Genomic DNA, 21,253 nt, shown 5'->3' on the forward strand with positions numbered 1-21,253 from the left:
CATCTCCCCGACCGCTTCCGTCCATGGCTGAAACCTTGACAACTGGACTGACCAGGCAGGAGATTGACGCGCGTAGAAATCCGGCGGACATCTGTTCACTGTATTTTCTACGCGCGTCGCCACCGGCCCCACAGGTCGCGGCTCCCACCGTTCCACGTTCACCCTCGTCCCGGCGCCTACGTTCGTCCCCGGAGGGATCCCGTTGCCGAGCAAGAAGTCCGCGCGTCTCGCCGCGCTCACCGTCGCCGCCCTGTCGGCGGCCTCCACCGTCGTCCTCGTCTCGCCCGCGCACGCGGCCGCCGTGAGCATCCACGACATCCAGGGCGCGACCCGGATATCCCCGTACGCCGGTCAGAAGGTCACGGATGTGGCCGGAATCGTCACCGGTGTGCGCACCTACGGCTCCTCCAAGGGTTTCTGGATCCAGGATCCGAACCCCGACGCCGACCCGGCCACCAGTGAGGGCGTCTTCGTCTTCACCAGCTCCGCCCCGAAGGTCGCCGTGGGTGACGCCGTCACGGTCACCGGCACGGTCTCGGAGTACGTCCCGGGCGGCACGTCGTCCGGCAACCAGTCGGTGACCGAGATCACCAAGCCGACGGTCACGGTCGTCTCCAGCGGCAACGCGGTCCCGGCGGCCACGGTGATCGACGCGAAGTCGATGCCGGCCGCGTACGTCCCGGCGGGCGACTCCGCAGCGGGCAACTCGATCAACGGCCTGACACTGGAGCCGAAGAAGTACGCCCTGGACTTCTACGAGTCCCTTGAGGGCATGAACGTCAAGGTCGCCGACGCCCGCGTGGTCGGCGCGACCGACCCGTACACCGAGCTGTGGGTGACGGTGAAGCCGCGCGAGAACGCCACCAGGCGCGGCGGCACGCTCTACGGCTCCTACGACTCGCAGAACACCGGCCGGCTCCAGATCCAGTCGCTGGGTGCGACCGCCGCCTTCCCGGTGGCGAACGTCGGCGACACCCTGACCGGCACCACGGCCGGCCCCCTGGACTTCAACCAGTTCGGCGGTTACACGCTGGTCGCCAGCGAGATCGGCACCCTGAAGAGCGCCGGTCTTGAGCGGGAGACCACGCGGAAGCAGAAGAACGGCGAGCTCGCGGTCGCGACCTACAACGTCGAGAACCTCGACCCGACCGACGCCACCTTCGAGGAGCACGCCTCCGCGATCGTGAACAACCTGAAGTCGCCCGACATCGTGTCCCTGGAGGAGATCCAGGACAACAACGGCGCGAAGGACGACGGCACGACCGCCGCCGACGTCACGGTGACCAAGCTGATCGACGCGATCGTCGCGGCGGGCGGCCCGACGTACGACTGGCGCTCGATCGACCCGGCCAACGACACCGACGGCGGCGAGCCGGGCGGCAACATCCGCCAGGTGTTCCTCTTCAACCCGGAGCGGGCCTCCTTCACGGACCGCGCGGGCGGCGACGCCACCACGGCGGTGGGTGTCACGAAGGTCCACGGCAAGGCGCAGCTGACGGCCTCCCCGGGCCGCATCGCCCCCACCGACGACGCCTGGAAGTCCAGCCGCAAGCCGCTGGCCGGTGAGTTCGTCTTCCGTGGCCGCACGGTCTTCGTGATCGCCAACCACTTCAACTCCAAGGGCGGCGACTACGGTCTGACCTCGGCGACCCAGCCGGTGCCGCGCAGTTCGGAGATCCAGCGCCACCAGCAGGCGACCCTCGTCAACGCCTTCGTCAAGGACATCCTCGACACCCAGAAGAACGCGGACGTCATCGCGCTCGGTGACATCAACGACTTCGAGTTCTCCGACACGGCGAAGATCCTGGAGGGTGACGGCGAGCTCTGGTCGGCGATCAAGTCGCTGCCCAGGAGCGAGCGTTACACCTACGACTACCAGGGCAACCAGCAGGTCCTGGACCAGATCCTGGTCAGCCCGTCGATCCGGCGCGGCTGCGACTTCGAGTACGACAGCGTGCACATCAACTCGGAGTTCAACGACCAGATCAGCGACCACGACCCGCAGGTGCTGCGCTTCAAGCCGTAACCGGCGGTGGGTCAGGCCTGGTCGAACACGCCGTTCAGCCAGGCCTGCCACTCGCTCTCGCACTGCTTGATGTCGGAGTCGGGGGCGAAGTCGTGCAGGGAGATGCCGACCGGGTGGCCCCAGTGGTTGCGCCCGAAGACGCGGGTGAGGCCCCGGTCGGTGCGCAGTCCGATGAAGTAGGGGTTGCGGAAGTCGACCACGGCGTCGAAGGTGTCGGGCCCGTGGACCGTCACGCGCGTGCCCGCGGCCACGTCCTCGCCGACGCCGAGTGCCTGGCCTACGACGGCGAGGGCGTCCGGTGCCTTGGACGCCTCGGGTCCGTCGAAGGTCGCGAAGGCGGCCGGGCGGGGCGCGAAGTGGGTCAGGTACTCGCGCAGGGTGTGCAGATAGAAGTCGGTGTGCTTGGCGGCGCCGTCGTACTGGTTGTCCCAGTCGTCGACGAAGATCCCGCTGTGGACGTAGCGCACCCAGGCGCGCCGGCCCTCGTCACGGGGTTCGACGGTGTAGTCGAGCTGGTTCAGGGTCTGCTGGGAGATGCCCTCGACGTCCTCGACGCGGTTGGTGTACCGGTGCGGCGCGTCCCAGGTGACGACCTTGGACCCGAAGGGGCCGGTGCCGCCGACGCGGGGCTCGGGCGGCTCCATCGGCCACAGATAGCCGCCGGTTCCGGTGGTGATCGCCTCCCACACCTGCTCGGGGGTGGCGTCGACCTCGAACTCGCGGGCGATCTCGAATTCCTTGGACATCGTTCTACTCCAACTCGGTCTGGGTGGGGGCGGGTTCGGTCTCTTTGAGCGTCGGATGGACCGCCAGGACGATCCGGTGGTCACGGCCGCCCTCGGTGTCCGGGGCGTCGTACTTGCGGATCAGGGCGGTGACCCCCGCTGTCATCTCCTGGATGAACGCGGCCCGTTCGGCGGCGGAGGCGAAGCGCACCTCGCCGTCCAGCGCGAAGGTCGCCAGCCGTTTGCGGGCCTTCGCCGCGCCGGTGATCAACTGGCCGACGTCCCGCACCAGCCGGGCACCCAGCGCCAGCAGCCAGCGCGCGGAGAGCTGGTCGCGGAAGCGGTCGGGGTCTGGCTGCACGGCGGCGAGGGCGAGCGGCGAGATCACGTACGACGCCGCGGTCGCCCGCATCAGCCGCTCGGTGACATTTCCCTTGCGGCGCTCCCCCGCGAGCTCGACCAGGCCGTGCCGCTCCAGGGCCTTGAGGTGGTAGTTCACCTTCTGCCGGGGCAGCCCGACCTGGCCGGCCAGCATGGCGGCCGACGCGGGGCCCGCCGCCAGCTCGGCCAGGAGCCTGGCCCTTATGGGGTCCAGGGAGACGGCTGCGGCCTCGGGGTCCTCGATGACGGTGACATCCAGCATGGGTCCACCGTCTCACCGAACACTTTTTTTGTCCAGACGGTTCGAGTTTTCGGTAGAGGCGGGCGCGGGCTCAGTCGGGGACGAGGCCCAGGGCGTGGTCGTACCGGCTGACCACGCTGCTCTTCAGCCCCGGCCAGGTCTGCACGCGCTCCCAGCGGTCCGAGGCCGAGCCGATCCCGTCCCCCGGCGCGGCGAGCGCGTCGAGGTGGGCCTGGGCGCTCTCCCACTCGGCGTAGTTGAGGACACGGGTGCCGTCGGTGCTGAGGTGGAAGTGGCCGCTGATACCACCGGGGTGCGGGTTCGGCTCGCTCTCCAGCGCTTCGAGGACGGCGTCCGTCCAGGCCCGCTGCCGGTCGGGGTCGGGGGCCTCGAACTCGATGTCGACGACCACGACGCAGCCCGGAACCCGCTGGTCACCGTCCCGGACCGCGCTGCGGTAGTGCCGGTAGCGGCCGAGACCCGACCGCTCGATGTGGGGCACGGCGGTGTCGATCTCGTCGACCCGCTCCAGCCGCTGTGTCCGCGCGAAGGCCTCGTACGCCTGCTCGCCGGTCCACTGCGAGTAGTGCAGGAGGCCGGCGGTGTCGTGGCCGGTGTAGACGTGGTAGCCGAGCAGTCCGTCGGCGGGCCACGGCCGGCGTTCCCAGGCGGCGGCGACGGCGTCGACGGTCTGCCGCTGCCGCAGCGGGTTGCCCACCCGCCAGGTGCTGAAGAGCGACGCGCCCACCTCGGGCCGGGCGGGGTCGGGATGGATGTCGGTACGGCGGGTCACGCGGGGCCTCCTCGGATCGCTGATCGATGTGCTCGTCAGCCACCCTCCGACCTCAACCAGGATTCAGGTCAAGTCGGCGGTTCGGGCGGTGGTTTCGGGAGACCCGCCAGGACATGGACGAGCAGGCCGAGGACCAGCCCAGCAGCCCCTCCAAGTTGCCCGCCCGAGCCTGGCGCGCGGTGCTGCGGCGCACGGCGAAGGAGTTGCTGGACGACGAACTCGCCGACCGCGCGGCGGCGTTGACGTACTACGGCGTCCTGTCGCTGTTTCCCGCCCTGCTGGTGATGGTCTCCCTGCTGGGCGTGGTGGGACAGCGCGCCACGGACAAGATCCTGGGCAACATCGGGGACCTCGCGCCGGGTCCGGCCCGGGACATCCTGCGGGACGCGGTCGTCCAGCTCGGCGACAGCGGCGGCACGGGCAGCGTCCTGGCGATCGTCGGCCTGCTCGCCGCGCTGTGGTCCGCCTCCGGGTACGTCGCCGCGTTCATCCGTGCGTCCAACGCGGTGTACGACCTTCCCGAGGGGCGCCCGGTGTGGAAGCTGACGCCGCTGCGGCTGGCGCTGACCGTGACGCTGATGCTGATGCTGGCGGTGAGCGCGCTGATCGTGGTGTTCACCGGTCCGCTGGCCGAACGGGCGGGCCGGGCGGTGGGGTTCGGCGACGCGGCGATCGCGCTCTGGGGCGTGACCAAGTGGCCGGTGCTGCTGCTCCTGGTCGTCGTGATGATCGGCCTGCTGTACTGGGCCGCCCCGAACGTCCGCGGCCGCGGCTTCCGTTGGATCTCGCCGGGCAGTGTCGTGGCCACCCTGGTCTGGGTCGCCGCCTCCGCGGGTTTCGCCCTCTACGCCGCCAACTTCGGTTCGTACAACAAGACGTACGGCACCCTCGCCGGCGCCATCGTCTTCCTGGTGTGGCTCTGGCTGACGAATCTGGCGATCCTGCTGGGCCTGGAGTTCGACGCGGAGCTGGCCCGGGAGCGGGCGATCGCCTCCGGAGCGGCCGAGTCGACGGAGGAGCCGTACGTGGAGCCCCGGGACACCCGGAAGTGGCCGCCGAGGTTGCGGGGGTCACGGGCGTCGCGGGCGTCGCGGGCGTTTCGGGGAAGGTGACCCGCCCCGACAGCCGAAGCAGCCGTGAGACCGCACGCACGGACGTGGGCGGCACCCCGCGTCTGAGGGTGCCGCCCACGTCCGGCCTTCGGCCTGCCGCGGCCTACTTCTTCGGGTACCGCCACGACACGACGACGACCGCGGCCAGGGCCGCGCCGACGATCAGCACCGGTCGCGGATGCCGTATCGCCGCCATGACCAGCGGCCTGACCGGCTGGGGCACGCTGTGCCGCGCCCTGCGCTCCAGCGCGGTACCCGTCTCCGAGGCCTTGCCCTGGGTGATCTCGCCCGCCCGCTGGGTCCGGTCCTGGACCTTGTGGCCCGCCTGGGTGGCCTTGTCGTGCACGGTGTGACCGGCCTGCGCCGCGCTGCTGCGCAGCTGCACGGTCATCGCGCCCGCCTTGTCCCTGAGATCTGCCGCACGGGCCCTCGCACGGCCCTTGACGTCCATTTTTCCTGCCAACTCCTCCACTGTGTCGCCGAGTTCGCTGCGGGTGCGCTCGATCTGGCGCCGCAGTTCATCGGGTCCCTTGGCTCCCGTCATGGGGGGCTCGCTCCCCGTCCTGTCCGTCATCGGTGCGCCCTTTCCCTGATCTCCTCGACGTCCGCCTTGACGCTGCCGAGTGCCTCCTCGGGCGTCGGGGGTGTGGCACGGCGCAGCTGGGAGCGGCCGAGAGCGGCGAGCACTCCCGCGATCACGAACAGCACAGCCGTCACGATCAGAGCCGAGGCCCACACCGACAGCACCAGGGAGAGCGCGGCGGTGGACGTTCCGGCCAGGGCGAGCAGTCCCGCGTAGGCGAAGGCGCCGGCGGCACCGAGCAGCCCGCCGCCCTTCCCGGCCCGCCGGCCCTTCTCGGCCAGCTCCTCCTTCGCGAGGGCGACTTCCTGCCGCACCAGCCTGGAGACCTGTTCGGTGGCCTGTCCGACGAGTTCGCCCACCGAGTGATGTTCGTCGTGCACCGGCCTGGGGGCCGTGGTTCCGGTCACGGTGTTCCGCCTCCTCTCGGTCGGAACACCCGGGTACCCGGACCGGCCCCCGGCTACCCCCCTTGCGGACCGCCGTCCGATCCGCCCTGCCCGAGCCGGGCCAACTGGCTCTGGAACCAGTCGAGCCGGGCCTGCAACAGGGCTGCCTCGGCGGCGAGTTCGGGCACTCCGAGCGCTTCGGGCAGACCGGGATCGCCAGGCGCGGGCACGGCTGCCGGGCGTGCCACCACCCGCAGCCCCTCACCGGCCAGCCGGGCGAACCCGGCGAGCGAGACCGCCGTACGTCCGCGCAGGCAGCCCGCGCAGGAGGGGGCCAGGGCCCGCCAGCCGGGTCTGCCCCAGCCGGCGTCGGCGAGCGCCGCCGCGACCGTGCCGCAGGAACACGCGCCGACGGTGGCGGTCCGCACCCGCTGACGGGCGTAGCGGAAGCCGAGCTCGAAGCGGAGGTAGCGGCCGAGGACCGTGACGTCGAGGAGGACGGCCGTGCGGTGCTCGGCCGTGCACAGCAGCGCCTCGGCCGCCGCGCGATCGTGCACGCAGTGGAAGCCGCAGTCGCAGCGGCGGTTCGGTGCCCGGTGCCGCAGACCGTAGACGCAGGACGCGTCGGCCAGGACGCCGTACGGCAGCGCGCCGCCGAGCGACACACCGGTGAACCCGGCCCGGGTGCCGTCCTGGGACAGCACCGGGTGGGCGATCTTGTATCCGGTCGGCGGCTCCGTCGGGCGTTCCTCCGGAAGCCGCAGTCTCATCGGGCCGCCGGAACCTCTTCGGGAACCTTCAGCTCTTTGAGCTCCTCCGGAAGTTCGAGCTCTTCCTCGTGGATCTCCGGCCGCTCTTCCGCGACTCCGGTGGCGAGTGCCTTGCCGAGCTTCATGACGCCTCCAGGACCAGTGGTCGTGCACCGTCCTGACCATGGTGACCCATGCGGGCCCGATTTGGACATAGGACCTCTTCGCAGCATCCCTTACCGATACACCGTAGAAGAATTAAGTGGAGCTTCACGGTCGATCGACCGAGACTACGCGCATGACGACCACCGCCCCGCCCTTCGGCCGCGCCCTCTGCGCCATGATCACGCCCTTCGACGAGGCCGGTGCCCTCGACCTCGACGGCGCGCAGACGCTCGCCGACCACCTGGTGGCGGAGGGCTGCGACGGGCTCGTCCTGTCCGGCACGACGGGCGAGTCGCCGACCACGACGGACGCGGAGAAGTCCGCGCTCGTGAGGGCGGTGCGGGAGGCGGTGGGCGCGCGGGCCACGGTCGTGGCGGGGGTGGGCACCTTCGACACCCGGCACACCGTCGAGCTGGCCCTCGGCGCCGAAAAGGCGGGCGCGGACGGGGTGTTGGTGGTCAGCCCCTACTACAGCCGGCCGCCGCAGGACGCGCTGGAGGCACACTTCCGTGAGATCGCGGACGCCTGCGGGCTGCCCGTCATGCTCTACGACATCCCAGCCCGCACCGGTACCCGCATCGAGCCGGAGACGATGATCCGGCTCGCCGAGCACCCCCGGATCGTCGCGGTCAAGGACTGCTCCTACGACCTTCTCGGCACCCAAAAGGTCCTGCACCGTACGGAGTTGGCGTACTACGCGGGTTGCGACGAGCAGATCCTCGCGTTGTACGCGGTGGGCGCGACGGGGTACGTCAGCACGGTGGCCAACGTGGTCCCCAACCGGCTGAGGGCGATCCTGGAGACGTTCGAGGCGGGCGACACCCCCGTGTCCGCCCGCCTCCAACGAAGGGCCACGCCGCTGATCGAGGCGATGATGTCGGCGGGCCTGCCCGGCACGGTCACTGCCAAGGCCCTCCTCAACGCGCTCGGCCTGCCCGCGGGCCCGGTCCGCGCCCCGCTGCGGCCCGCCGGCCGGGAGGCGGCCGACGGGCTGCTGGCGGAGTACGAACGGTTCGTGGCCGCCTGATCAGGGCTGGGCGAAGAGCGGCTCCCAGCGTCCGTCGCCGTCCGGTGTGCTGCCTTCCAGGAAGCCGCTGAGCGGAATCTCCTTGTCGCTGCCGAGGGTGACGAGCACGAGCCGGTTGTGGTGCTCGTTCTTGTCGTTCTCGCCCATGTCCCATGCGATGAGCTGCTTGTCGCCCACCCAGGCGATCAGCTGCTGTCCGCGCACCTCGGCCTTCTTGCCGGTCCGGGCGTCGAAGACGTACGAGGACGTCTTCCACTTCGTGCCCGCGAACCCGCCCGCGACGAGCTTGCCGTCGGGCGACCTGCCCGCGTCCACGGACCAGTCCAGGTACGTGTAGCCCGCCGGCACGGGGACCTCCTTGCCGGTGAGGTCGTAGAACACGTAGCCGGGCTCCGTGGGGCGGCCCTCCCAGACGTGGCGGCCGTCGTCGGTGAGGGCGAAGTCCTGGCGGCTGTTGAGCACGGTGCCGCGCAGGGGGTCGTCCGAGTCGCCCGCGAGCTTGATCTCGGTCCAGGCGCCGTCCCCCGAGGCCACGTCGAGGACGGAGAAGCCGGTGCGGCTCGACGTCCGCGGCTGGATCCACTCGGCGTTGCCCTGCGCCTTGATCAGCCGGTCGGGATTCTCGCCGTACGTCGTCGCGACCAGCTTGCGGCCGTCGCGGGAGAAGGTGAGCCCGCCGACACCGTGGTCGACGTCGATCCACCGCTCGACCTTGCCGGTGGTCAGGTCGAGCAGGCCGATCCGCGAGGCTGGCAGATCGCGCTCGAGGACGGCGGCGGTCTTCCCACCCGGGGCGACGGCGACCCAGGACCAGTCGGCGGCCTTGGCGTACCTGCCGGTCTTCGGATTCAGCAGGTAGTAGGTGCGCTCGTAGACGGCGCTGTCCGCACTCTTCTTGACCTTCTTCGGAACGGAGTACCCGGCCAGGGTCGTGCCCCCGACGGAGATCCTGTCGCGCGGCGGCGACTGGTCGGGATGGGACTCGACCTTCTTCGGGGTCACGATGCCCCCCGAGGGCCGTACATCCTCCTTGCCGGAGTCCAGCAGCGGCACCGCCACCCCGACGGCGACCACGGCGACCGCGGTCACGGCGGCGACCGTGATCCTGCGGGTACGTCGGTGGCGCCGGACGGCGAGCACCCGGTCGGCGAACCCCGCTGCCGCCGGGGGCTGTTCGGCGGCCTGCTCGCGCAGGGCGTCGCGCACGATGTCGTCGACGTTCACGGACGCACCTCCACGGGCGAGCAGTCATGGGCGTCGAACCGTTCCGCCTCCGCGAGGCCGAGGGCGGCCAGTTCGGGGGCGAGTTGGCGCAGCCGGGCCAGCGAACGGTGGGTGGTGGACCGCACGGTGCCGACCGAACATCCCAGCAGCCGGGCCACGTCGGCCTCGGGCAGGTCCTCGAAGTAGCGCAGCACCAGCACGGTGCGCTGGCGTGCGGTGAGCCGGGACAGGGCCTGGCGTATCACCAGGCGCAGTTCGGCCGCGGCGGCGGTGTCGGCGCCGGGCTCGTCGCTGCCCGGGGGTTCGGGCGGCTCGGCGACACTGACCTCCCGCCGCGGCCACTTGAGCCGCCAGCGGCTGACCTGCTGGCGGTAGAGGACCTGCCGTACGTAGGCCTCCGGTTCGTCGATCCTCTGCCACCGCCCGGCCGCCTTGACCAGGGCGTTCTGCAACAGATCCTCACCGGCGTGCCGGTCTCCCCCGCACAGCAGCACGGCGGTCTTCAGCAGAGCGGACGACCTGCTGTCCACGAAGTCCCGGAAACTCTCCAGCCCTTCGGCATCCATCGTCACCTTCTCTTCCCCGGCGACGCCTGTGCGCCACCCCTCCGACCCTTGTGACGCGTACGGTGGCCCGCCGCTATGCCACCGCCACGAAAAAAGTCGCCGTAGAGGATGCGAGTCCTCTACGGCGACTTCGCCACGCGGTCGCGGGTCAGTTGTGGCTGTGCAGGACGTCGTTGAGGCCGCCCCAGACCGCGTTGTTCGGGCGGGCCTCGACGGTGCCGGTGACCGAGTTGCGGCGGTAGAGGATGTTCGAGGCGCCGCTCAGCTCGCGGGCCTTGACGATCTGGCCGTCGGGCATGGTGACCCGGGTGCCCGCGGTGACGTAGAGACCGGCCTCGACGACGCACTCGTCACCGAGCGCGATGCCGACGCCTGCCTCGGCGCCGATCAGGCAGCGCTCGCCGATGGTGATCCGGACGTTGCCGCCGCCGGAGAGCGTGCCCATGGTGGAGGCGCCGCCGCCGATGTCCGAGCCGTCGCCGACCACGACACCGGCGGAGATGCGGCCCTCGACCATCGAGGTGCCGAGGGTGCCCGCGTTGAAGTTGACGAAGCCCTCGTGCATCACGGTGGTGCCCGCGGCGAGGTGCGCGCCGAGCCGGACCCGGTCGGCGTCGGCGATGCGGACGCCCTGGGGGGCCACGTAGTCCGTCATGCGCGGGAACTTGTCGACGCTGGTCACGGCGAGGTGCAGACCCTCGGCGCGCGCGTTGAGGCGCACCTTCTCGATGTCGTCGACGGCGACGGGGCCGAGCGAGGTCCAGGCGACGTTGGGCAGGAGGCCGAAGATGCCGTCCAGGCTCTGGCCGTGCGGCTGGACCAGCCGGTGCGAGAGCAGGTGCAGCCGCAGGTAGGTGTCATGGGTGTCGAGCGGCTTGTCGTCGAGGGAGGCGATGACCGTGCGGACCGCGATCACCTCGACGCCACGGCGGGCGTCCGGGCCGATCGCCTTGGCGGCGCCTTCGCCGAGCAGTTCCACGGCCCGGTCGGCGGAGAGCCGCTCGGTGCCGGCCGGACCGGGTTCGGCGGAGAGCTCGGGAGCGGGGAACCAGGTGTCGAGAACGGTGCCGTCGGCGGCGACGGTGGCGAGGCCTGCGGCGATGGCGCCGGTGGTGCGCGGAGCAGTCGTGTCGGTCATGAGGGAAACCTAACCGGCGGGAGGCACGGGACGCGAACCCGTCCGCGGGGCGTCTCGGGTGATGGGCGGCCCGTACTCCCCCGCGGCGCGGGCCGCCCGGTCCGAGGGGTCAGCCGCGTTCACCGGCCCGGTCGACGACAGCCGTGGCGAGGAGCGAGTTGCCGCCGACGACCTTGTCGCCGAGGAGCATGCGCATCCCGGTCACGCGATACGTCTGCGGGTCGAGCAGCCACTGGTCCCGAAGCTTCTCCTCGGTCCCCGGATAGCCGTCCCGCGTGTGGTGGTCGAGTGCGATGGCCCGGCGTCCGGAGGCGGTCTCGACGAGGTGGTCGACGACCGTGCCGCCCGGCAGCGTCGCGAGCGCCCGGTAGAGCGAGGCCAGCCCCTTGGAGGGCAACACGTCGGCGCCGAGGAGGATGTCGTCGGCGGCGCCGTCGCCGAGCCGGCGGGCGGCGTACCGGTGGATGTCCGGCGCGCAGCGGTCGTAGAGCCGCGCGAACAGCTCCGGCTGCTCCAGCGACCGGGCGACTACGCACCTGCCGGAATCACCCGCCCCAGCACCTCCCGCGCATACCCCTCGTCGTACGGCGCCCCCGTCAGCAGCACCTGGAGGCAGATTCCGTCCATCAGCGCGACCAGGGCCCGCGCCGTGACCGGGTCCGTGCGGTGGGCGAGGCGTTCGGAGAGGTCGTCGGCCCATTCGGCGGCGACGGGGCGCAGGGCGGGGCGGCGCAGGGCGGCGAGGTAGAGCTCGTACTCCAGCTCGACGCCGGTGCGGTCGCCGCCGAGCCAGTCGCCGAGGACGCGGGCGAGGCCGGCGGGCAGGTCACCGCCGGCCTCGTCGAGGGCCCCGTGCGCGGCGACCGCCTTGGCGAAGCCCTCGCTGGCCTGGCGCAGCGCGGCGACCATCAGCTCGTCGAGGCTCTTGAAGTGGTACGTCGTCGATCCCAGCGGTACGTCGGCCTCGGCGGCGGCGCTGCGGTGACTGAGCCCCGCGAGCCCCTTGCGCCCCACCACCCGGATGGCCGCGTCGATGATCCGCTGCCGGCGCTCGGGGTCGTGCCGTCGGGGCATCAGTGCGCCCCACCCAGGTTCAGGACCACGACGCCCACGATGATCAGTGCGATCCCGGCGGCCTTGGTGGGCGTCATCGCCTCCCCGAGGAAGATCATCCCGATGGTGACGATGGCCGCGGTGCCCACTCCGGCCCAGATCGCGTAGGCGGTGCCGACCGACACCGTCTTCAGCGTCTGGGCGAGCAGCGCGAAGGAGAGGACGTATCCGAGTACGGTCAGCAGCGAGGGCCCGAGCCGGCTGAAGCCCTCGGTGTACTTCATGGCCGTGGTCGCTCCGACCTCGGCGGCGATGGCTCCGGCGAGCAGCAGGTATCCCATGCGTACGAGCGTACATAACGGCGGGCGAGAAGGCCGTACGGGACAAGCGGGTGCAGAGGTGATCACATCACCCCTCCCGTCGCCCGACGAGGCGCTCCGGAGAGCCAACTGAGCGCGGAATGTGGAAACCGGCCGGTTCAAAGGGCTGCTCGGGACCGCCGGTAACCACTAGTGTTCCCCCGGAACCACTTGTGTTTCACCATTCACACACCGCGCCACCACAGCAGCCGCACGTCGCCTCGCGCCGCGCCGGAGGAACAGCGCATGCCCGAAGACAAGTCCCGGCCGCCCCAGGACCGCCCCTGGGAGAACGGCTGGACGTTGGACACCTCCCGTACACCCGGCACCAGGCGGCTCTATCTCGCCGGCGCGCTGGCGGTGGCCACGGTCATCGCCTGTGTCGCGGCAATAGCCGCCACCGACAACAAGGGTGACGATTCATCAAAGACCGCGCGGGACGAGGGAGGTCTGATCTCCTTCTCCTCGCAGCCCGCGACGACCGCGGCGCCCCGGGGCGACAGCGGCCTCTCGTCGGTGTCCCCCTCTCCCCGGGGCCCCCGGCAGCAGGGCACCGGCCCCACCGTCGCGGTCTCGGACACCCCGAAGCCGCCCAAGTCCAAGCCCACGGCCTCCAAGGGCAGTTCGTCGAATCCGAAGCCCTCCGTGACCTACCGTTCGGTGCACTCGGTCAACTTCCCCGACCGCTTCTGGCACGTGGACGACGGCTATGTGGGCCTCGACCCCGTCAGGGGCTCGGAGTCCCGCGAGGACGCCACCTTCAAGCAGGTCAAGGGCCTGGCGAACGCCTCCTGTTACTCCTTCGCCACCCATGACGGAAAGTACCTGCGCCACCGCAACTTCGTCCTGCGGGCCGACCGCAACGACGGCACGTCCCTGTTCAAGCAGGACGCCACGTTCTGCCCCCGGGACGCCGCCTACACCAGCGCGACGATGCTGGAGTCGGTGAACTACCCCGACTACTTCCTGCGCCACAGAAATTTCGTGATCCGTCTGGAACGCTTCGAGTACAGCTCGCAGTTCCTGTCGGACTCGTCGTTCCAGCTGGTGCACGGCCTGGCCTGAACCGCGTCCGAGCACGCGGAAGCGGCGGCACCCGGAAGGTGCCGCCGCTTTCGCGTGTACGCGTCTGTCAGACGTTGAACCCGAGCGCCCGAAGCTGCTCGCGTCCGTCGTCCGTGATCTTGTCCGGGCCCCACGGCGGCATCCACACCCAGTTGATGCGGAGTTCGCTGACGAGGCCGTCCGTGGCGGACTTGGCCTGGTCCTCGATGACGTCCGTCAGCGGACAGGCCGCCGAGGTCAGGGTCATGTCGAGGGTCGCGATGTTCGCGTCGTCGACGTGGATGCCGTAGATCAGGCCGAGGTTGACGACATCGATGCCCAGCTCGGGGTCGACGACGTCGTACAGCGCCTCGCGGATCTCTTCCTCCGAGGCCGGCTTCATCTCAACGGTCTCGCTCATGCCGTCTTCCTTTCGGCGTCGGCTCCGGCGTCCAGCGCCTGGGCCGTCGCGTCCTTCCACGCCATCCAGCTGAGGAGGGCGCACTTGACCCGGGCCGGGTACTTGGAGACACCGGCGAACGCGACCGCGTCCTCCAGCACCTCCTCCATCGCGTCGTCGGGCTCGATCCTGCCCTTCGACTGCATCAGCTCCAGGAAGGTCTCCTGGATCCGCTGCGCGTCCGCCAGGTCCTTGCCCACCAGCAGATCGTTCAGGACGGAGGCGCTGGCCTGGCTGATCGAGCAGCCCTGGCCCTCGTAGGAGACGTCCTCGATCCTCGTGCCGTCGTACTTCACGCGGAGGGTGATCTCGTCGCCGCACGTCGGGTTCACGTGGTGCACCTCGGCGTCGCCGTCCCGGAGACCACGCCCGTGCGGGTGCTTGTAGTGGTCCAGGATGACTTCCTGGTACATCGAGTCCAGCTTCATGCGATAGCCCGTTCCCGTCAGCCGAAGAAGTTCCGTACGTGCTCCAGCCCCTCGATCAGTGCGTCGATCTCGGCGGGAGTGGAGTACAGATAGAACGACGCTCGCGTGGTCGCGGGAATTCCGTACCGCAGGCAGACCGGCCGCGCGCAGTGGTGGCCGACCCGGACCGCGATGCCCTGCTCGTCGAGGACCTGGCCCACGTCGTGCGGGTGGATGTCACCGAGCGTGAAGGAGATCGCCGCGCCCCGGTCCTCGGCCGTGGTCGGGCCGATGATCCTGAGGTCCGGTACCTCCGCCAGACGCTGGACCGCGTACTCGGTCAGCGCGTGCTCATGGGCGAGGATCTTGTCCATGCCGATCGACTGCAGATAGTCGATGGCCGCGCCCAGACCGACCGCCTGCGCGACCGGAGGGGTGCCCGCCTCGAACTTGTGCGGCGCCGGGGCGTACGTCGACGAGTGCATCGACACGGTCTCGATCATCTCGCCGCCACCGAGGAACGGGGGCAGGTCCTCCAGGAGCTCCTGCCGTCCCCACAGGACGCCGATGCCCGTCGGGCCGCACATCTTGTGGCCCGTGAAGGCCACGAAGTCGGCCTGGAGCGCCTGCACGTCCACCGGCATGTGCGGCGCGGCCTGGGAGGCGTCGATGCAGACCAGCGCGCCGACTTCCTGCGCGCGCCGGACGATCGCCTCGACCGGGTTGACCGTGCCCAGGATGTTGGAGACCAGCACGAAGGAGACGATCTTCGTCTTCTCGGTGATGACCTCCTCGATGTTGGAGAGGTCGAGGCGCCCGTCGTCGGTCAGCCCGAACCACTTCAGCTTCGCGCCCGTACGCTGCGCCAGCAGCTGCCACGGCACGATGTTGGAGTGGTGCTCCATCTCCGTGATGACGATCTCGGTCTCGGAGTCCACGCGGTAGGGCTCGTCGGCCCAGCCCAGCATGTTCGCCACGAGGTTGAGCGACTCGGAGGCGTTCTTGGTGAAGATCACCTCGTTGCGCGAGGGCGCGTTGATGAACTCGGCGACCTTGTCGCGCGCGCCCTCGTACAGCGCCGTGGCCTCCTCGGCGAGCACATGCACACCGCGGTGGACGTTGGCGTTGTAGCGCTCGTAGTACTCGCTCAGGGCGTCCAGTACCTGGCGCGGCTTCTGCGAGGTCGCCGCGTTGTCCAGGTAGACGAGCTTCCGGTCGTCGTGGACCAGGCGGTCCAGGATCGGGAAGTCCTTGCGGATCGCCTCGGTGTCGAGGAGGCCCGGCAGCTGTGTCACGCGGATACGCCACCCTTCGTGTATGCCTCGTAGCCCTCGTTCTCCAGCTTGTCGGCGAGCTCGGCGCCGCCGGACTCGACGATCCGGCCGCCGGAGAAGACGTGGACGAAGTCGGGCTTGATGTAGCGCAGGATGCGCGTGTAGTGCGTGATCAGCAGGGTGCCGACCTCGCCGGTCTCGCGGACACGGTTGACGCCCTCGGAGACGACGCGAAGGGCGTCGACGTCGAGGCCGGAGTCGGTCTCGTCGAGGATCGCGATCTTCGGCTTGAGCAGTTCGAGCTGGAGGATCTCGTGGCGCTTCTTCTCACCGCCGGAGAAGCCCTCGTTGACGTTGCGCTCGGCGAAGGACGGGTCCATGGAGAGGCGCTCCATGGTCTCCTTGACCTCCTTCACCCAGGTACGCAGCTTGGGGGCCTCGCCGCGGATCGCGGTGGCGGACGTACGGAGGAAGTTCGAGACCGACACACCCGGGACCTCGACCGGGTACTGCATCGCCAGGAACAGGCCCGCGCGGGCGCGCTCGTCGACGGACATCTCCAGGACGTCCTCGCCGTCGAGGGTGACGGTGCCGCCGGTGATCGTGTACTTCGGGTGACCCGCGAGGGAGTAGGCGAGCGTCGACTTGCCGGAGCCGTTGGGGCCCATGATGGCGTGCGTCTCGCCCTGCTTCACGGTCAGGTCTACGCCCTTGAGGATCTCCTTCGTGGCGTTGTCGGCCTCGACGGTGACGTGCAGGTCGCGGATTTCAAGCGTTGCCATGGGTGCCTCAGGACTCCTGGTTGAGGGAGACGAGCACGTCGTCCCCTTCGATCTTTACGGGGTATACGGGGACGGGGCGCGTCGCGGGAAGGCCGGACGGTTTGCCGGTGCGCAGGTCGAAGCTGGAGCCGTGCAGCCAGCACTCGATCTGGCAGTCCTCCACCTCGCCCTCGGAGAGCGAGACGTTGGCGTGGGAGCAGATGTCGTGGATGGCGAACACCTCTCCCTCGGTCCGCACGACCGAGACCGGCGTGCCGTCGAGTTCCACCCGCTTCGGGGTGTTCTCCTCCAGCTCGCTCAGCCCGCAGGCGCGTAGGAAAGCCATCAGACGGTGGCCTCCAGCTCCTCGTCGATCTTCACAAGGAGGCGCTCCTCGATGTCGTCGACACCGATCTGCTGGACCAGCTCGGCGAAGAAGCCGCGGACCACGAGGCGCCGGGCCTCGTCGGCCGGGATGCCACGGGCCATCAGGTAGAAGAGCTGCTCGTCGTCGAAGCGGCCGGTCGCCGAGGCGTGGCCGGCGCCGACGATCTCGCCGGTCTCGATCTCCAGGTTCGGCACCGAGTCGACCCGGGCGCCGTCGGTGAGGACGAGGTTGCGGTTCATCTCGTAGGTGTCGGTGCCCTCGGCCTTGGCCTCGATGAGCACGTCACCGATCCACACCGCGTGGGCGCCCTCGCCCTGGAGCGCGCCCTTGTAGGCGACGTTCGACTTGCAGTGCGGGGTGTTGTGGTCGACGAGGAGGCGGTGCTCCTGGTGCTGGCCGGCGTCGGTGAAGTACAGGCCGAACAGCTCGGCCTCGCCGCCGGGGCCGGCGTAGGCGACGCGCGGGTGCAGCCGGACGAGGTCGCCGCCGAAGGTGACCACGAACGACTTGAAGGTGGCGTCCCGGCCGATCAGCGCGTTGTGCTGGGCCACGTGCACGGCCTTGTCGTCCCAGTCCTGGACGGAGACGACGGTCAGCTTGGCGCCGTCCCCGAGGACGTAGTCGACGTTGGCCGCGAGCACCGCGTCACCGGTGTGGTCGATGACCACGACGGCCTCGGCGAAGGCGCCCAGCTCGATCACCTGGTGGGCGAAGGCGGTGCCGCCCTCGCCGTGCACGGCGATCCGGACGGGCTCGGTGAGGACCGTCTCCTTGGGGACGGTGATCACGCCGGCCTTCTCGAACGAGGAGTACGCCTGGGCGGCGATGCGGTCCACGGGGGTGCCCGCCCTGCCGATCCGGGCGTCGCCGCGGTCGACGGTCTCGACGGTGACGCCCTCGGGGGCCTCCACGGCGACCTTCACGCCCGCGTCGGTCGCGACGGCGGTGCCGTCGTGCAGCCCGCGCAGGCGCTCCAGCGGGGTGAACCGCCACTCCTCCTCGCGGCCGTGCGGGACCGGGAAGTCCGCGACGTCGAAGGACGGGGGCGCGCTCATGCGCGTGGCGACGGTCGACTCGGCGGCCACCGCGATCTGGCCGGCGGTCGTGCTGCCCACCGGGATGTTCTGAGCCTCAGCCATGGCTGTCGGTCTGCTCTCTTCCTACGTCAGAAATGTGCCGCTGCTTCTTGAAGGACCGGTCAGCCGACCGCGCCTTCCATCTGCAGCTCGATCAGCCGGTTGAGCTCGAGGGCGTACTCCATGGGCAGCTCCTTCGCGATGGGCTCGACGAAGCCGCGCACGATCATCGCCATCGCCTCGAACTCGGACAGACCACGGCTCATCAGGTAGAAGAGCTGGTCCTCGGAGACCTTGGAGACGGTGGCCTCGTGGCCCATGGACACGTCGTCCTCGCGGACGTCCACGTACGGGTACGTGTCGGAGCGGGAGATGGTGTCGACGAGCAGCGCGTCGCACAGCACGTTGGACTTGGAGCCGTGGGCGCCCTCGCCGATCTCGACGAGACCGCGGTAGGACGTACGACCGCCACCGCGCGCCACCGACTTGGAGACGATGTTGGAGGAGGTGTTCGGCGCCATGTGGACCATCTTGGAGCCGGCGTCCTGGTGCTGGCCCTCGCCCGCGAAGGCGATGGACAGGGTCTCGCCCTTGGCGTGCTCGCCCATCAGGTAGACGGCCGGGTACTTCATGGTGACCTTGGAGCCGATGTTGCCGTCGATCCACTCCATGGTCGCGCCCTCGTACGCCACGGCGCGCTTGGTGACCAGGTTGTAGACGTTGTTCGACCAGTTCTGGATGGTCGTGTAACGGCAGCGGGCGTTCTTCTTGACGATGATCTCGACGACCGCGGAGTGCAGCGAGTCCGACTTGTAGATCGGCGCCGTGCAGCCCTCGACGTAGTGCACGTAGGCACCCTCGTCGACGATGATCAGGGTCCGCTCGAACTGGCCCATGTTCTCCGTGTTGATACGGAAGTAGGCCTGGAGCGGGATCTCCACGTGCACGCCCGGCGGCACGTAGATGAAGGAGCCGCCGGACCACACCGCGGTGTTCAGCGACGCGAACTTGTTGTCGCCGACCGGGATGACGGTGCCGAAGTACTCCTTGAAGAGCTCCGGGTGCTCCTTGAGAGCGGTGTCGGTGTCCAGGAAGATGACGCCCTGCTCCTCCAGGTCCTCACGGATCTGGTGGTAGACGACCTCGGACTCGTACTGGGCGGCGACACCGGCGACGAGGCGCTGCTTCTCCGCCTCGGGGATGCCGAGCTTGTCGTACGTGTTCTTGATGTCCTCGGGCAGGTCCTCCCAGGACTCCGCCTGCTTCTCCGTGGACCGCACGAAGTACTTGATGTTGTCGAAGTCGATGCCGGAGAGGTCGGAGCCCCAGTTCGGCATGGGCTTCTTGCCGAAGAGGCGCAGCCCCTTGAGCCGGAGCTTGGTCATCCACTCCGGCTCGCTCTTCTTCGCGGAGATGTCGCGGACGACGTCCTCGTTGATGCCGCGCTTCGCAGAGGCGCCGGCCGTGTCGGAGTCGGCCCAGCCGTATTCGTACTTACCCAGGCCCTCGAGTTCGGGGTGGGCAGTCTCCGTGGGGAGAGTCATGCGGGGTTCCTCCCGGCCGTGCTTGCAGATGCGATATCAGTGGTGTGATCAGTGCTGTGGGAAATCTTGGGGATGAACGTCGTGCAGACGCCGTCGCCGTGCGCGATGGTCGCCAGTCGCTGGACGTGGGTTCCCAGCAGCTGGGAGAAGATCTCGGTCTCCGCCTCGCAGAGCTGGGGGAACTTCTCCGCGACATGGGCCACCGGGCAGTGGTGCTGGCAGAGCTGCTCGCCGACCGGTGCGCTGCGCGCCGTAGCAGCGTACCCGTCCGCGCTCAGGGCCTTGGCCAGGGCTTCGGTGCGCTCCTCGGGGGCGGCGGACTCGACGGCCTGGCGGTACCCCTCGGCCTGTGCGGCGATCCTCGCGCGCGCGAAGGCGACGACCGCTTCGTCCCCGCCGAAGCGCTCCTGGATATAGCGCAGGGCGTCCGCGGCCAGCTTGTCGTACGACTGGTCGAAGGCGTCCCGGCCGCAGTCGGTGAGCGCGAAGACCTTGGCGGGACGGCCACGCGTCCGCGCGCCGTACACCCGCTGCTCCCGCGCCTCCACGACCTCGTCGGCCGCCAGGGCGTCCAAATGACGTCGTACGGCCGCCTGGGTGAGCCCCAGTCGTCCGGCCAGCTCGGCGACGGTCGACGGGCCGTGGTCCAGGATGGATCGCGCGACGCGGTTGCGGGTGGACCGCTCACCGGTCGCGAGCTCCTCCTGAGGGGTCCCCGTGGGGGTCTCCCGAGCCTCGCCGACGTTTTTCACAACGCCATTGTTGCGTAATTCCTCAGGACCGGGCAACCCGCGCCCGCTCCGACGGACGGTGCCCTGCATCACTTAGGCATCCCTAACCTGACCTGGGGAAACGATCATTGATCGATCGAACCGGTGGCATCCGGCGCCCCTGTCGGGGACACTGCCGAACCATGCCGATACCACCTCCCACCGGCCCACTTGTCACTCGCGACACCCTCGCAGGACAACTGCGCGAACTGGGTGTCAGAAGCGGCGAGATCCTGCTCGTGCACTCCTCGCTCAGCTCCCTCGGCTGGGTCTGCGGAGGCCCGGTCGCGGTGGTCCAGGGACTTCTGGACGCCCTCGGCCCGGACGGCACCCTCGTGGTCCCCGCCCAGACCGGCGACCTCTCGGACCCGGCGGTGTGGAGCAACCCCCCGGTGCCCGAGGAGTGGTGGGACACGATCCGGGCGACCATGCCCGCGTACGACCCGCTCGTGACGCCCTCGCGCGGGGTCGGCGTGATCCCGGAGACCGTGCGCACCTGGCCGGGCGCCCTGCGCAGCGCGCACCCGCAGACCTCGTTCGCGGCGATCGGCCCCCGCGCGCGCGACGTGGTGGACGGCCACGCTCCCGACTGCCGGCTCGGCGAGCACAGCCCGCTGGCCCGCCTGGAGGCCCTCCACGCGCGCGTACTGCTCCTCGGCGCGGGCTACGACACCTGCACGAGCTTCCATCTCGCCGAGTACCGCATCCCGGCCCCGCTGGTGAACGTCGGCCGCCCGGGGCCGGACGGGTGGGAGGTGGTGACGGAGGTCTCGATCACCTCGGACCGCTTCGACGAACTGGGGTACGACTTCGAGCGGGACCAGGCCGTCGTCGTACGGGGAAAGGTGGGCGCGGCCGAGGTCCGGCTGTTCCCGGTGGCGGACGCCGTGCGGTACGCGCAGCGGTGGCTGGCGCTGCACCGGTCGCGGGACGACACCCCGAAGAGCGCGCTGGGTGGAGATCCTGCACCCGCCCGTCTGCGGCCCGGGCGGCGAACCTAG

At 70.0% G+C, this 21,253-nt stretch carries 26 protein-coding genes and 1 pseudogene; 5 read left to right on the forward strand and 22 right to left on the reverse strand.

Annotation, left to right across the window (positions count from 1 at the left end; translation table 11 throughout):
- Positions 1–202 precede the first annotated feature (202 nt).
- The gene (locus tag H293_RS0129605; RefSeq protein ID WP_020121445.1) at positions 203–2,026 is read left to right on the forward strand and encodes an endonuclease/exonuclease/phosphatase family protein; all 1,824 of its coding nucleotides are present in this window, start codon (positions 203–205) and stop codon (positions 2,024–2,026) included.
- Positions 2,027–2,037: 11 nt separating this feature from the next.
- Here H293_RS0129605 and H293_RS0129610 read toward each other — a convergent pair whose 3' ends face one another.
- The 3 genes from H293_RS0129610 to H293_RS0129620 all read right to left on the reverse strand — a co-directional run bounded on the left by H293_RS0129610 (position 2,038) and on the right by H293_RS0129620 (position 4,166).
- The gene (locus tag H293_RS0129610; protein ID WP_020121446.1) at positions 2,038–2,772 is read right to left on the reverse strand and encodes an SRPBCC family protein; all 735 of its coding nucleotides are present in this window, start codon (positions 2,770–2,772) and stop codon (positions 2,038–2,040) included.
- 4 nt (positions 2,773–2,776) lie between these two features.
- Positions 2,777–3,394 (reverse strand): ArsR/SmtB family transcription factor, encoded by a 618-nt coding sequence (locus H293_RS0129615; RefSeq protein ID WP_020121447.1) that lies wholly within the window; start codon positions 3,392–3,394, stop codon positions 2,777–2,779.
- Between the two features lie 70 nt (positions 3,395–3,464).
- A complete protein-coding gene (locus H293_RS0129620; RefSeq protein WP_020121448.1) occupies positions 3,465–4,166 on the reverse strand; it encodes an antibiotic biosynthesis monooxygenase in 702 nt (233 codons plus the stop codon).
- Positions 4,167–4,279: 113 nt separating this feature from the next.
- Here H293_RS0129620 and H293_RS0129625 point away from each other — a divergent pair, with 113 nt between their 5' ends.
- Positions 4,280–5,278 carry a YihY/virulence factor BrkB family protein gene (locus H293_RS0129625; RefSeq protein WP_020121449.1) on the forward strand — a complete coding sequence of 333 codons (999 nt, stop codon included), beginning with the start codon at positions 4,280–4,282 and terminating at the stop codon, positions 5,276–5,278.
- 103 nt (positions 5,279–5,381) lie between these two features.
- Here H293_RS0129625 and H293_RS0129630 read toward each other — a convergent pair whose 3' ends face one another.
- The 4 genes from H293_RS0129630 to H293_RS60315 are packed head-to-tail and all read right to left on the reverse strand — an operon-like array spanning position 5,382 to position 7,142.
- On the reverse strand, positions 5,382–5,852 hold the full coding sequence (locus H293_RS0129630) for a DUF3618 domain-containing protein (protein WP_028808304.1): 471 nt from the start codon (positions 5,850–5,852) through the stop codon (positions 5,382–5,384).
- Positions 5,849–6,268 (reverse strand): phage holin family protein, encoded by a 420-nt coding sequence (locus H293_RS0129635; protein WP_020121451.1) that lies wholly within the window; start codon positions 6,266–6,268, stop codon positions 5,849–5,851. Before H293_RS0129635 ends, H293_RS0129630 begins: the two co-directional genes overlap by 4 nt.
- Before the next feature lie 53 nt (positions 6,269–6,321).
- Entirely contained in the window at positions 6,322–7,017 is a 696-nt protein-coding gene (locus H293_RS0129640) for a hypothetical protein (protein ID WP_020121452.1), read from the reverse strand.
- Complete coding sequence (locus H293_RS60315; RefSeq protein WP_020121453.1) at positions 7,014–7,142, reverse strand: hypothetical protein; 129 nt, start codon at positions 7,140–7,142, stop codon at positions 7,014–7,016. The genes H293_RS0129640 and H293_RS60315 overlap by 4 nt, the downstream gene beginning before the upstream one ends.
- Before the next feature lie 152 nt (positions 7,143–7,294).
- Here H293_RS60315 and dapA point away from each other — a divergent pair, with 152 nt between their 5' ends.
- Complete coding sequence (gene dapA, locus H293_RS0129650) at positions 7,295–8,188, forward strand: 4-hydroxy-tetrahydrodipicolinate synthase (protein WP_020121454.1); 894 nt, start codon at positions 7,295–7,297, stop codon at positions 8,186–8,188.
- Here the strand turns inward: dapA and H293_RS0129655 are convergent, their stop codons facing one another.
- The 7 genes and pseudogenes from H293_RS0129655 to H293_RS0129680 form a co-directional block, all read right to left on the reverse strand.
- Positions 8,189–9,412 carry a WD40 repeat domain-containing protein gene (locus H293_RS0129655; protein ID WP_020121455.1) on the reverse strand — a complete coding sequence of 408 codons (1,224 nt, stop codon included), beginning with the start codon at positions 9,410–9,412 and terminating at the stop codon, positions 8,189–8,191.
- Positions 9,409–9,978, reverse strand: a complete 570-nt coding sequence (locus tag H293_RS0129660) for a SigE family RNA polymerase sigma factor (protein ID WP_020121456.1) — start codon at positions 9,976–9,978, stop codon at positions 9,409–9,411. The genes H293_RS0129655 and H293_RS0129660 overlap by 4 nt, the downstream gene beginning before the upstream one ends.
- A 148-nt stretch (positions 9,979–10,126) precedes the next feature.
- On the reverse strand, positions 10,127–11,116 hold the full coding sequence (gene dapD, locus H293_RS0129665; protein ID WP_020121457.1) for a 2,3,4,5-tetrahydropyridine-2,6-dicarboxylate N-succinyltransferase: 990 nt from the start codon (positions 11,114–11,116) through the stop codon (positions 10,127–10,129).
- Between the two features lie 109 nt (positions 11,117–11,225).
- The gene (locus H293_RS50135) at positions 11,226–11,516 is read right to left on the reverse strand and encodes a hypothetical protein (protein WP_020121458.1); all 291 of its coding nucleotides are present in this window, start codon (positions 11,514–11,516) and stop codon (positions 11,226–11,228) included.
- A 15-nt stretch (positions 11,517–11,531) separates the two neighbouring features.
- Positions 11,532–11,732 (reverse strand): annotated as a pseudogene (locus H293_RS60320) (RNA polymerase subunit sigma-70); the annotation flags it as partial.
- The gene (locus H293_RS0129675; RefSeq protein WP_020121459.1) at positions 11,645–12,190 is read right to left on the reverse strand and encodes a TetR/AcrR family transcriptional regulator; all 546 of its coding nucleotides are present in this window, start codon (positions 12,188–12,190) and stop codon (positions 11,645–11,647) included. The gene H293_RS0129675 and the pseudogene H293_RS60320, both read right to left, overlap by 88 nt.
- Positions 12,190–12,510, reverse strand: a complete 321-nt coding sequence (locus H293_RS0129680) for a DMT family transporter (protein WP_020121460.1) — start codon at positions 12,508–12,510, stop codon at positions 12,190–12,192. Before H293_RS0129680 ends, H293_RS0129675 begins: the two co-directional genes overlap by 1 nt.
- A gap of 264 nt (positions 12,511–12,774) precedes the next feature.
- Between H293_RS0129680 and H293_RS0129685 the strand changes: the two genes are divergently transcribed.
- Positions 12,775–13,593 carry an AbfB domain-containing protein gene (locus tag H293_RS0129685; RefSeq protein ID WP_020121461.1) on the forward strand — a complete coding sequence of 273 codons (819 nt, stop codon included), beginning with the start codon at positions 12,775–12,777 and terminating at the stop codon, positions 13,591–13,593.
- 67 nt (positions 13,594–13,660) lie between these two features.
- Here the strand turns inward: H293_RS0129685 and H293_RS0129690 are convergent, their stop codons facing one another.
- From H293_RS0129690 to H293_RS0129725, 8 genes are read right to left on the reverse strand one after another with little or no spacing between them, the layout of a single operon-like run.
- A complete protein-coding gene (locus H293_RS0129690) occupies positions 13,661–13,993 on the reverse strand; it encodes a metal-sulfur cluster assembly factor (protein WP_007381214.1) in 333 nt (110 codons plus the stop codon).
- Positions 13,990–14,460, reverse strand: a complete 471-nt coding sequence (gene sufU / locus H293_RS0129695; protein WP_020121462.1) for a Fe-S cluster assembly sulfur transfer protein SufU — start codon at positions 14,458–14,460, stop codon at positions 13,990–13,992. The genes H293_RS0129690 and sufU overlap by 4 nt, the downstream gene beginning before the upstream one ends.
- Before the next feature lie 17 nt (positions 14,461–14,477).
- On the reverse strand, positions 14,478–15,734 hold the full coding sequence (locus H293_RS0129700) for a cysteine desulfurase (protein ID WP_020121463.1): 1,257 nt from the start codon (positions 15,732–15,734) through the stop codon (positions 14,478–14,480).
- A complete protein-coding gene (gene sufC, locus H293_RS0129705; protein WP_020121464.1) occupies positions 15,731–16,495 on the reverse strand; it encodes a Fe-S cluster assembly ATPase SufC in 765 nt (254 codons plus the stop codon). Before sufC ends, H293_RS0129700 begins: the two co-directional genes overlap by 4 nt.
- A gap of 7 nt (positions 16,496–16,502) precedes the next feature.
- The gene (locus H293_RS0129710; RefSeq protein WP_020121465.1) at positions 16,503–16,820 is read right to left on the reverse strand and encodes a non-heme iron oxygenase ferredoxin subunit; all 318 of its coding nucleotides are present in this window, start codon (positions 16,818–16,820) and stop codon (positions 16,503–16,505) included.
- Positions 16,820–18,001 (reverse strand): Fe-S cluster assembly protein SufD, encoded by a 1,182-nt coding sequence (sufD, locus tag H293_RS0129715; RefSeq protein WP_020121466.1) that lies wholly within the window; start codon positions 17,999–18,001, stop codon positions 16,820–16,822. Before sufD ends, H293_RS0129710 begins: the two co-directional genes overlap by 1 nt.
- 59 nt (positions 18,002–18,060) lie before the next feature.
- Positions 18,061–19,482 (reverse strand): Fe-S cluster assembly protein SufB, encoded by a 1,422-nt coding sequence (gene sufB / locus H293_RS0129720; RefSeq protein ID WP_020121467.1) that lies wholly within the window; start codon positions 19,480–19,482, stop codon positions 18,061–18,063.
- A complete protein-coding gene (locus tag H293_RS0129725) occupies positions 19,479–20,234 on the reverse strand; it encodes a helix-turn-helix transcriptional regulator (RefSeq protein WP_020121468.1) in 756 nt (251 codons plus the stop codon). The genes sufB and H293_RS0129725 overlap by 4 nt, the downstream gene beginning before the upstream one ends.
- Positions 20,235–20,395: 161 nt before the next feature.
- Here H293_RS0129725 and H293_RS0129730 point away from each other — a divergent pair, with 161 nt between their 5' ends.
- Positions 20,396–21,253: an AAC(3) family N-acetyltransferase gene (locus H293_RS0129730; RefSeq protein WP_020121469.1), complete on the forward strand. Its 858-nt coding sequence runs from the start codon at positions 20,396–20,398 to the stop codon at positions 21,251–21,253.

Origin of the sequence: Streptomyces canus 299MFChir4.1, assembly GCF_000383615.1 — a bacterium.
GTDB classification, from domain to species: Bacteria; Actinomycetota; Actinomycetes; order Streptomycetales; family Streptomycetaceae; genus Streptomyces; species Streptomyces canus_C.

Excerpts from the sequence above, each read along its gene's own strand:
- H293_RS0129640 (WP_020121452.1), bottom strand. The coding sequence starts at position 7,017 with ATGAGACTGCGGCTTCCGGAGGAACGCCCGACGGAGCCGCCGACCGGA.
- H293_RS0129630 (WP_028808304.1), bottom strand. The coding sequence starts at position 5,852 with ATGACGGACAGGACGGGGAGCGAGCCCCCCATGACGGGAGCCAAGGGA.
- sufD (WP_020121466.1), bottom strand. The coding sequence starts at position 18,001 with ATGGCTGAGGCTCAGAACATCCCGGTGGGCAGCACGACCGCCGGCCAG.
- H293_RS0129690 (WP_007381214.1), bottom strand. The coding sequence starts at position 13,993 with ATGAGCGAGACCGTTGAGATGAAGCCGGCCTCGGAGGAAGAGATCCGC.
- sufU (WP_020121462.1), bottom strand. The coding sequence starts at position 14,460 with ATGAAGCTGGACTCGATGTACCAGGAAGTCATCCTGGACCACTACAAG.
- dapA (WP_020121454.1), top strand. The coding sequence starts at position 7,295 with ATGACGACCACCGCCCCGCCCTTCGGCCGCGCCCTCTGCGCCATGATC.
- H293_RS0129675 (WP_020121459.1), bottom strand. The coding sequence starts at position 12,190 with ATGCCCCGACGGCACGACCCCGAGCGCCGGCAGCGGATCATCGACGCG.
- H293_RS60315 (WP_020121453.1), bottom strand. The coding sequence starts at position 7,142 with ATGAAGCTCGGCAAGGCACTCGCCACCGGAGTCGCGGAAGAGCGGCCG.
- H293_RS0129660 (WP_020121456.1), bottom strand. The coding sequence starts at position 9,978 with ATGGATGCCGAAGGGCTGGAGAGTTTCCGGGACTTCGTGGACAGCAGG.
- H293_RS0129680 (WP_020121460.1), bottom strand. The coding sequence starts at position 12,510 with ATGGGATACCTGCTGCTCGCCGGAGCCATCGCCGCCGAGGTCGGAGCG.
- H293_RS0129710 (WP_020121465.1), bottom strand. The coding sequence starts at position 16,820 with ATGGCTTTCCTACGCGCCTGCGGGCTGAGCGAGCTGGAGGAGAACACC.
- H293_RS0129730 (WP_020121469.1), top strand. The coding sequence starts at position 20,396 with ATGCCGATACCACCTCCCACCGGCCCACTTGTCACTCGCGACACCCTC.
- H293_RS0129625 (WP_020121449.1), top strand. The coding sequence starts at position 4,280 with ATGGACGAGCAGGCCGAGGACCAGCCCAGCAGCCCCTCCAAGTTGCCC.
- sufC (WP_020121464.1), bottom strand. The coding sequence starts at position 16,495 with ATGGCAACGCTTGAAATCCGCGACCTGCACGTCACCGTCGAGGCCGAC.
- dapD (WP_020121457.1), bottom strand. The coding sequence starts at position 11,116 with ATGACCGACACGACTGCTCCGCGCACCACCGGCGCCATCGCCGCAGGC.
- H293_RS0129615 (WP_020121447.1), bottom strand. The coding sequence starts at position 3,394 with ATGCTGGATGTCACCGTCATCGAGGACCCCGAGGCCGCAGCCGTCTCC.
- sufB (WP_020121467.1), bottom strand. The coding sequence starts at position 19,482 with ATGACTCTCCCCACGGAGACTGCCCACCCCGAACTCGAGGGCCTGGGT.
- H293_RS0129685 (WP_020121461.1), top strand. The coding sequence starts at position 12,775 with ATGCCCGAAGACAAGTCCCGGCCGCCCCAGGACCGCCCCTGGGAGAAC.
- H293_RS0129610 (WP_020121446.1), bottom strand. The coding sequence starts at position 2,772 with ATGTCCAAGGAATTCGAGATCGCCCGCGAGTTCGAGGTCGACGCCACC.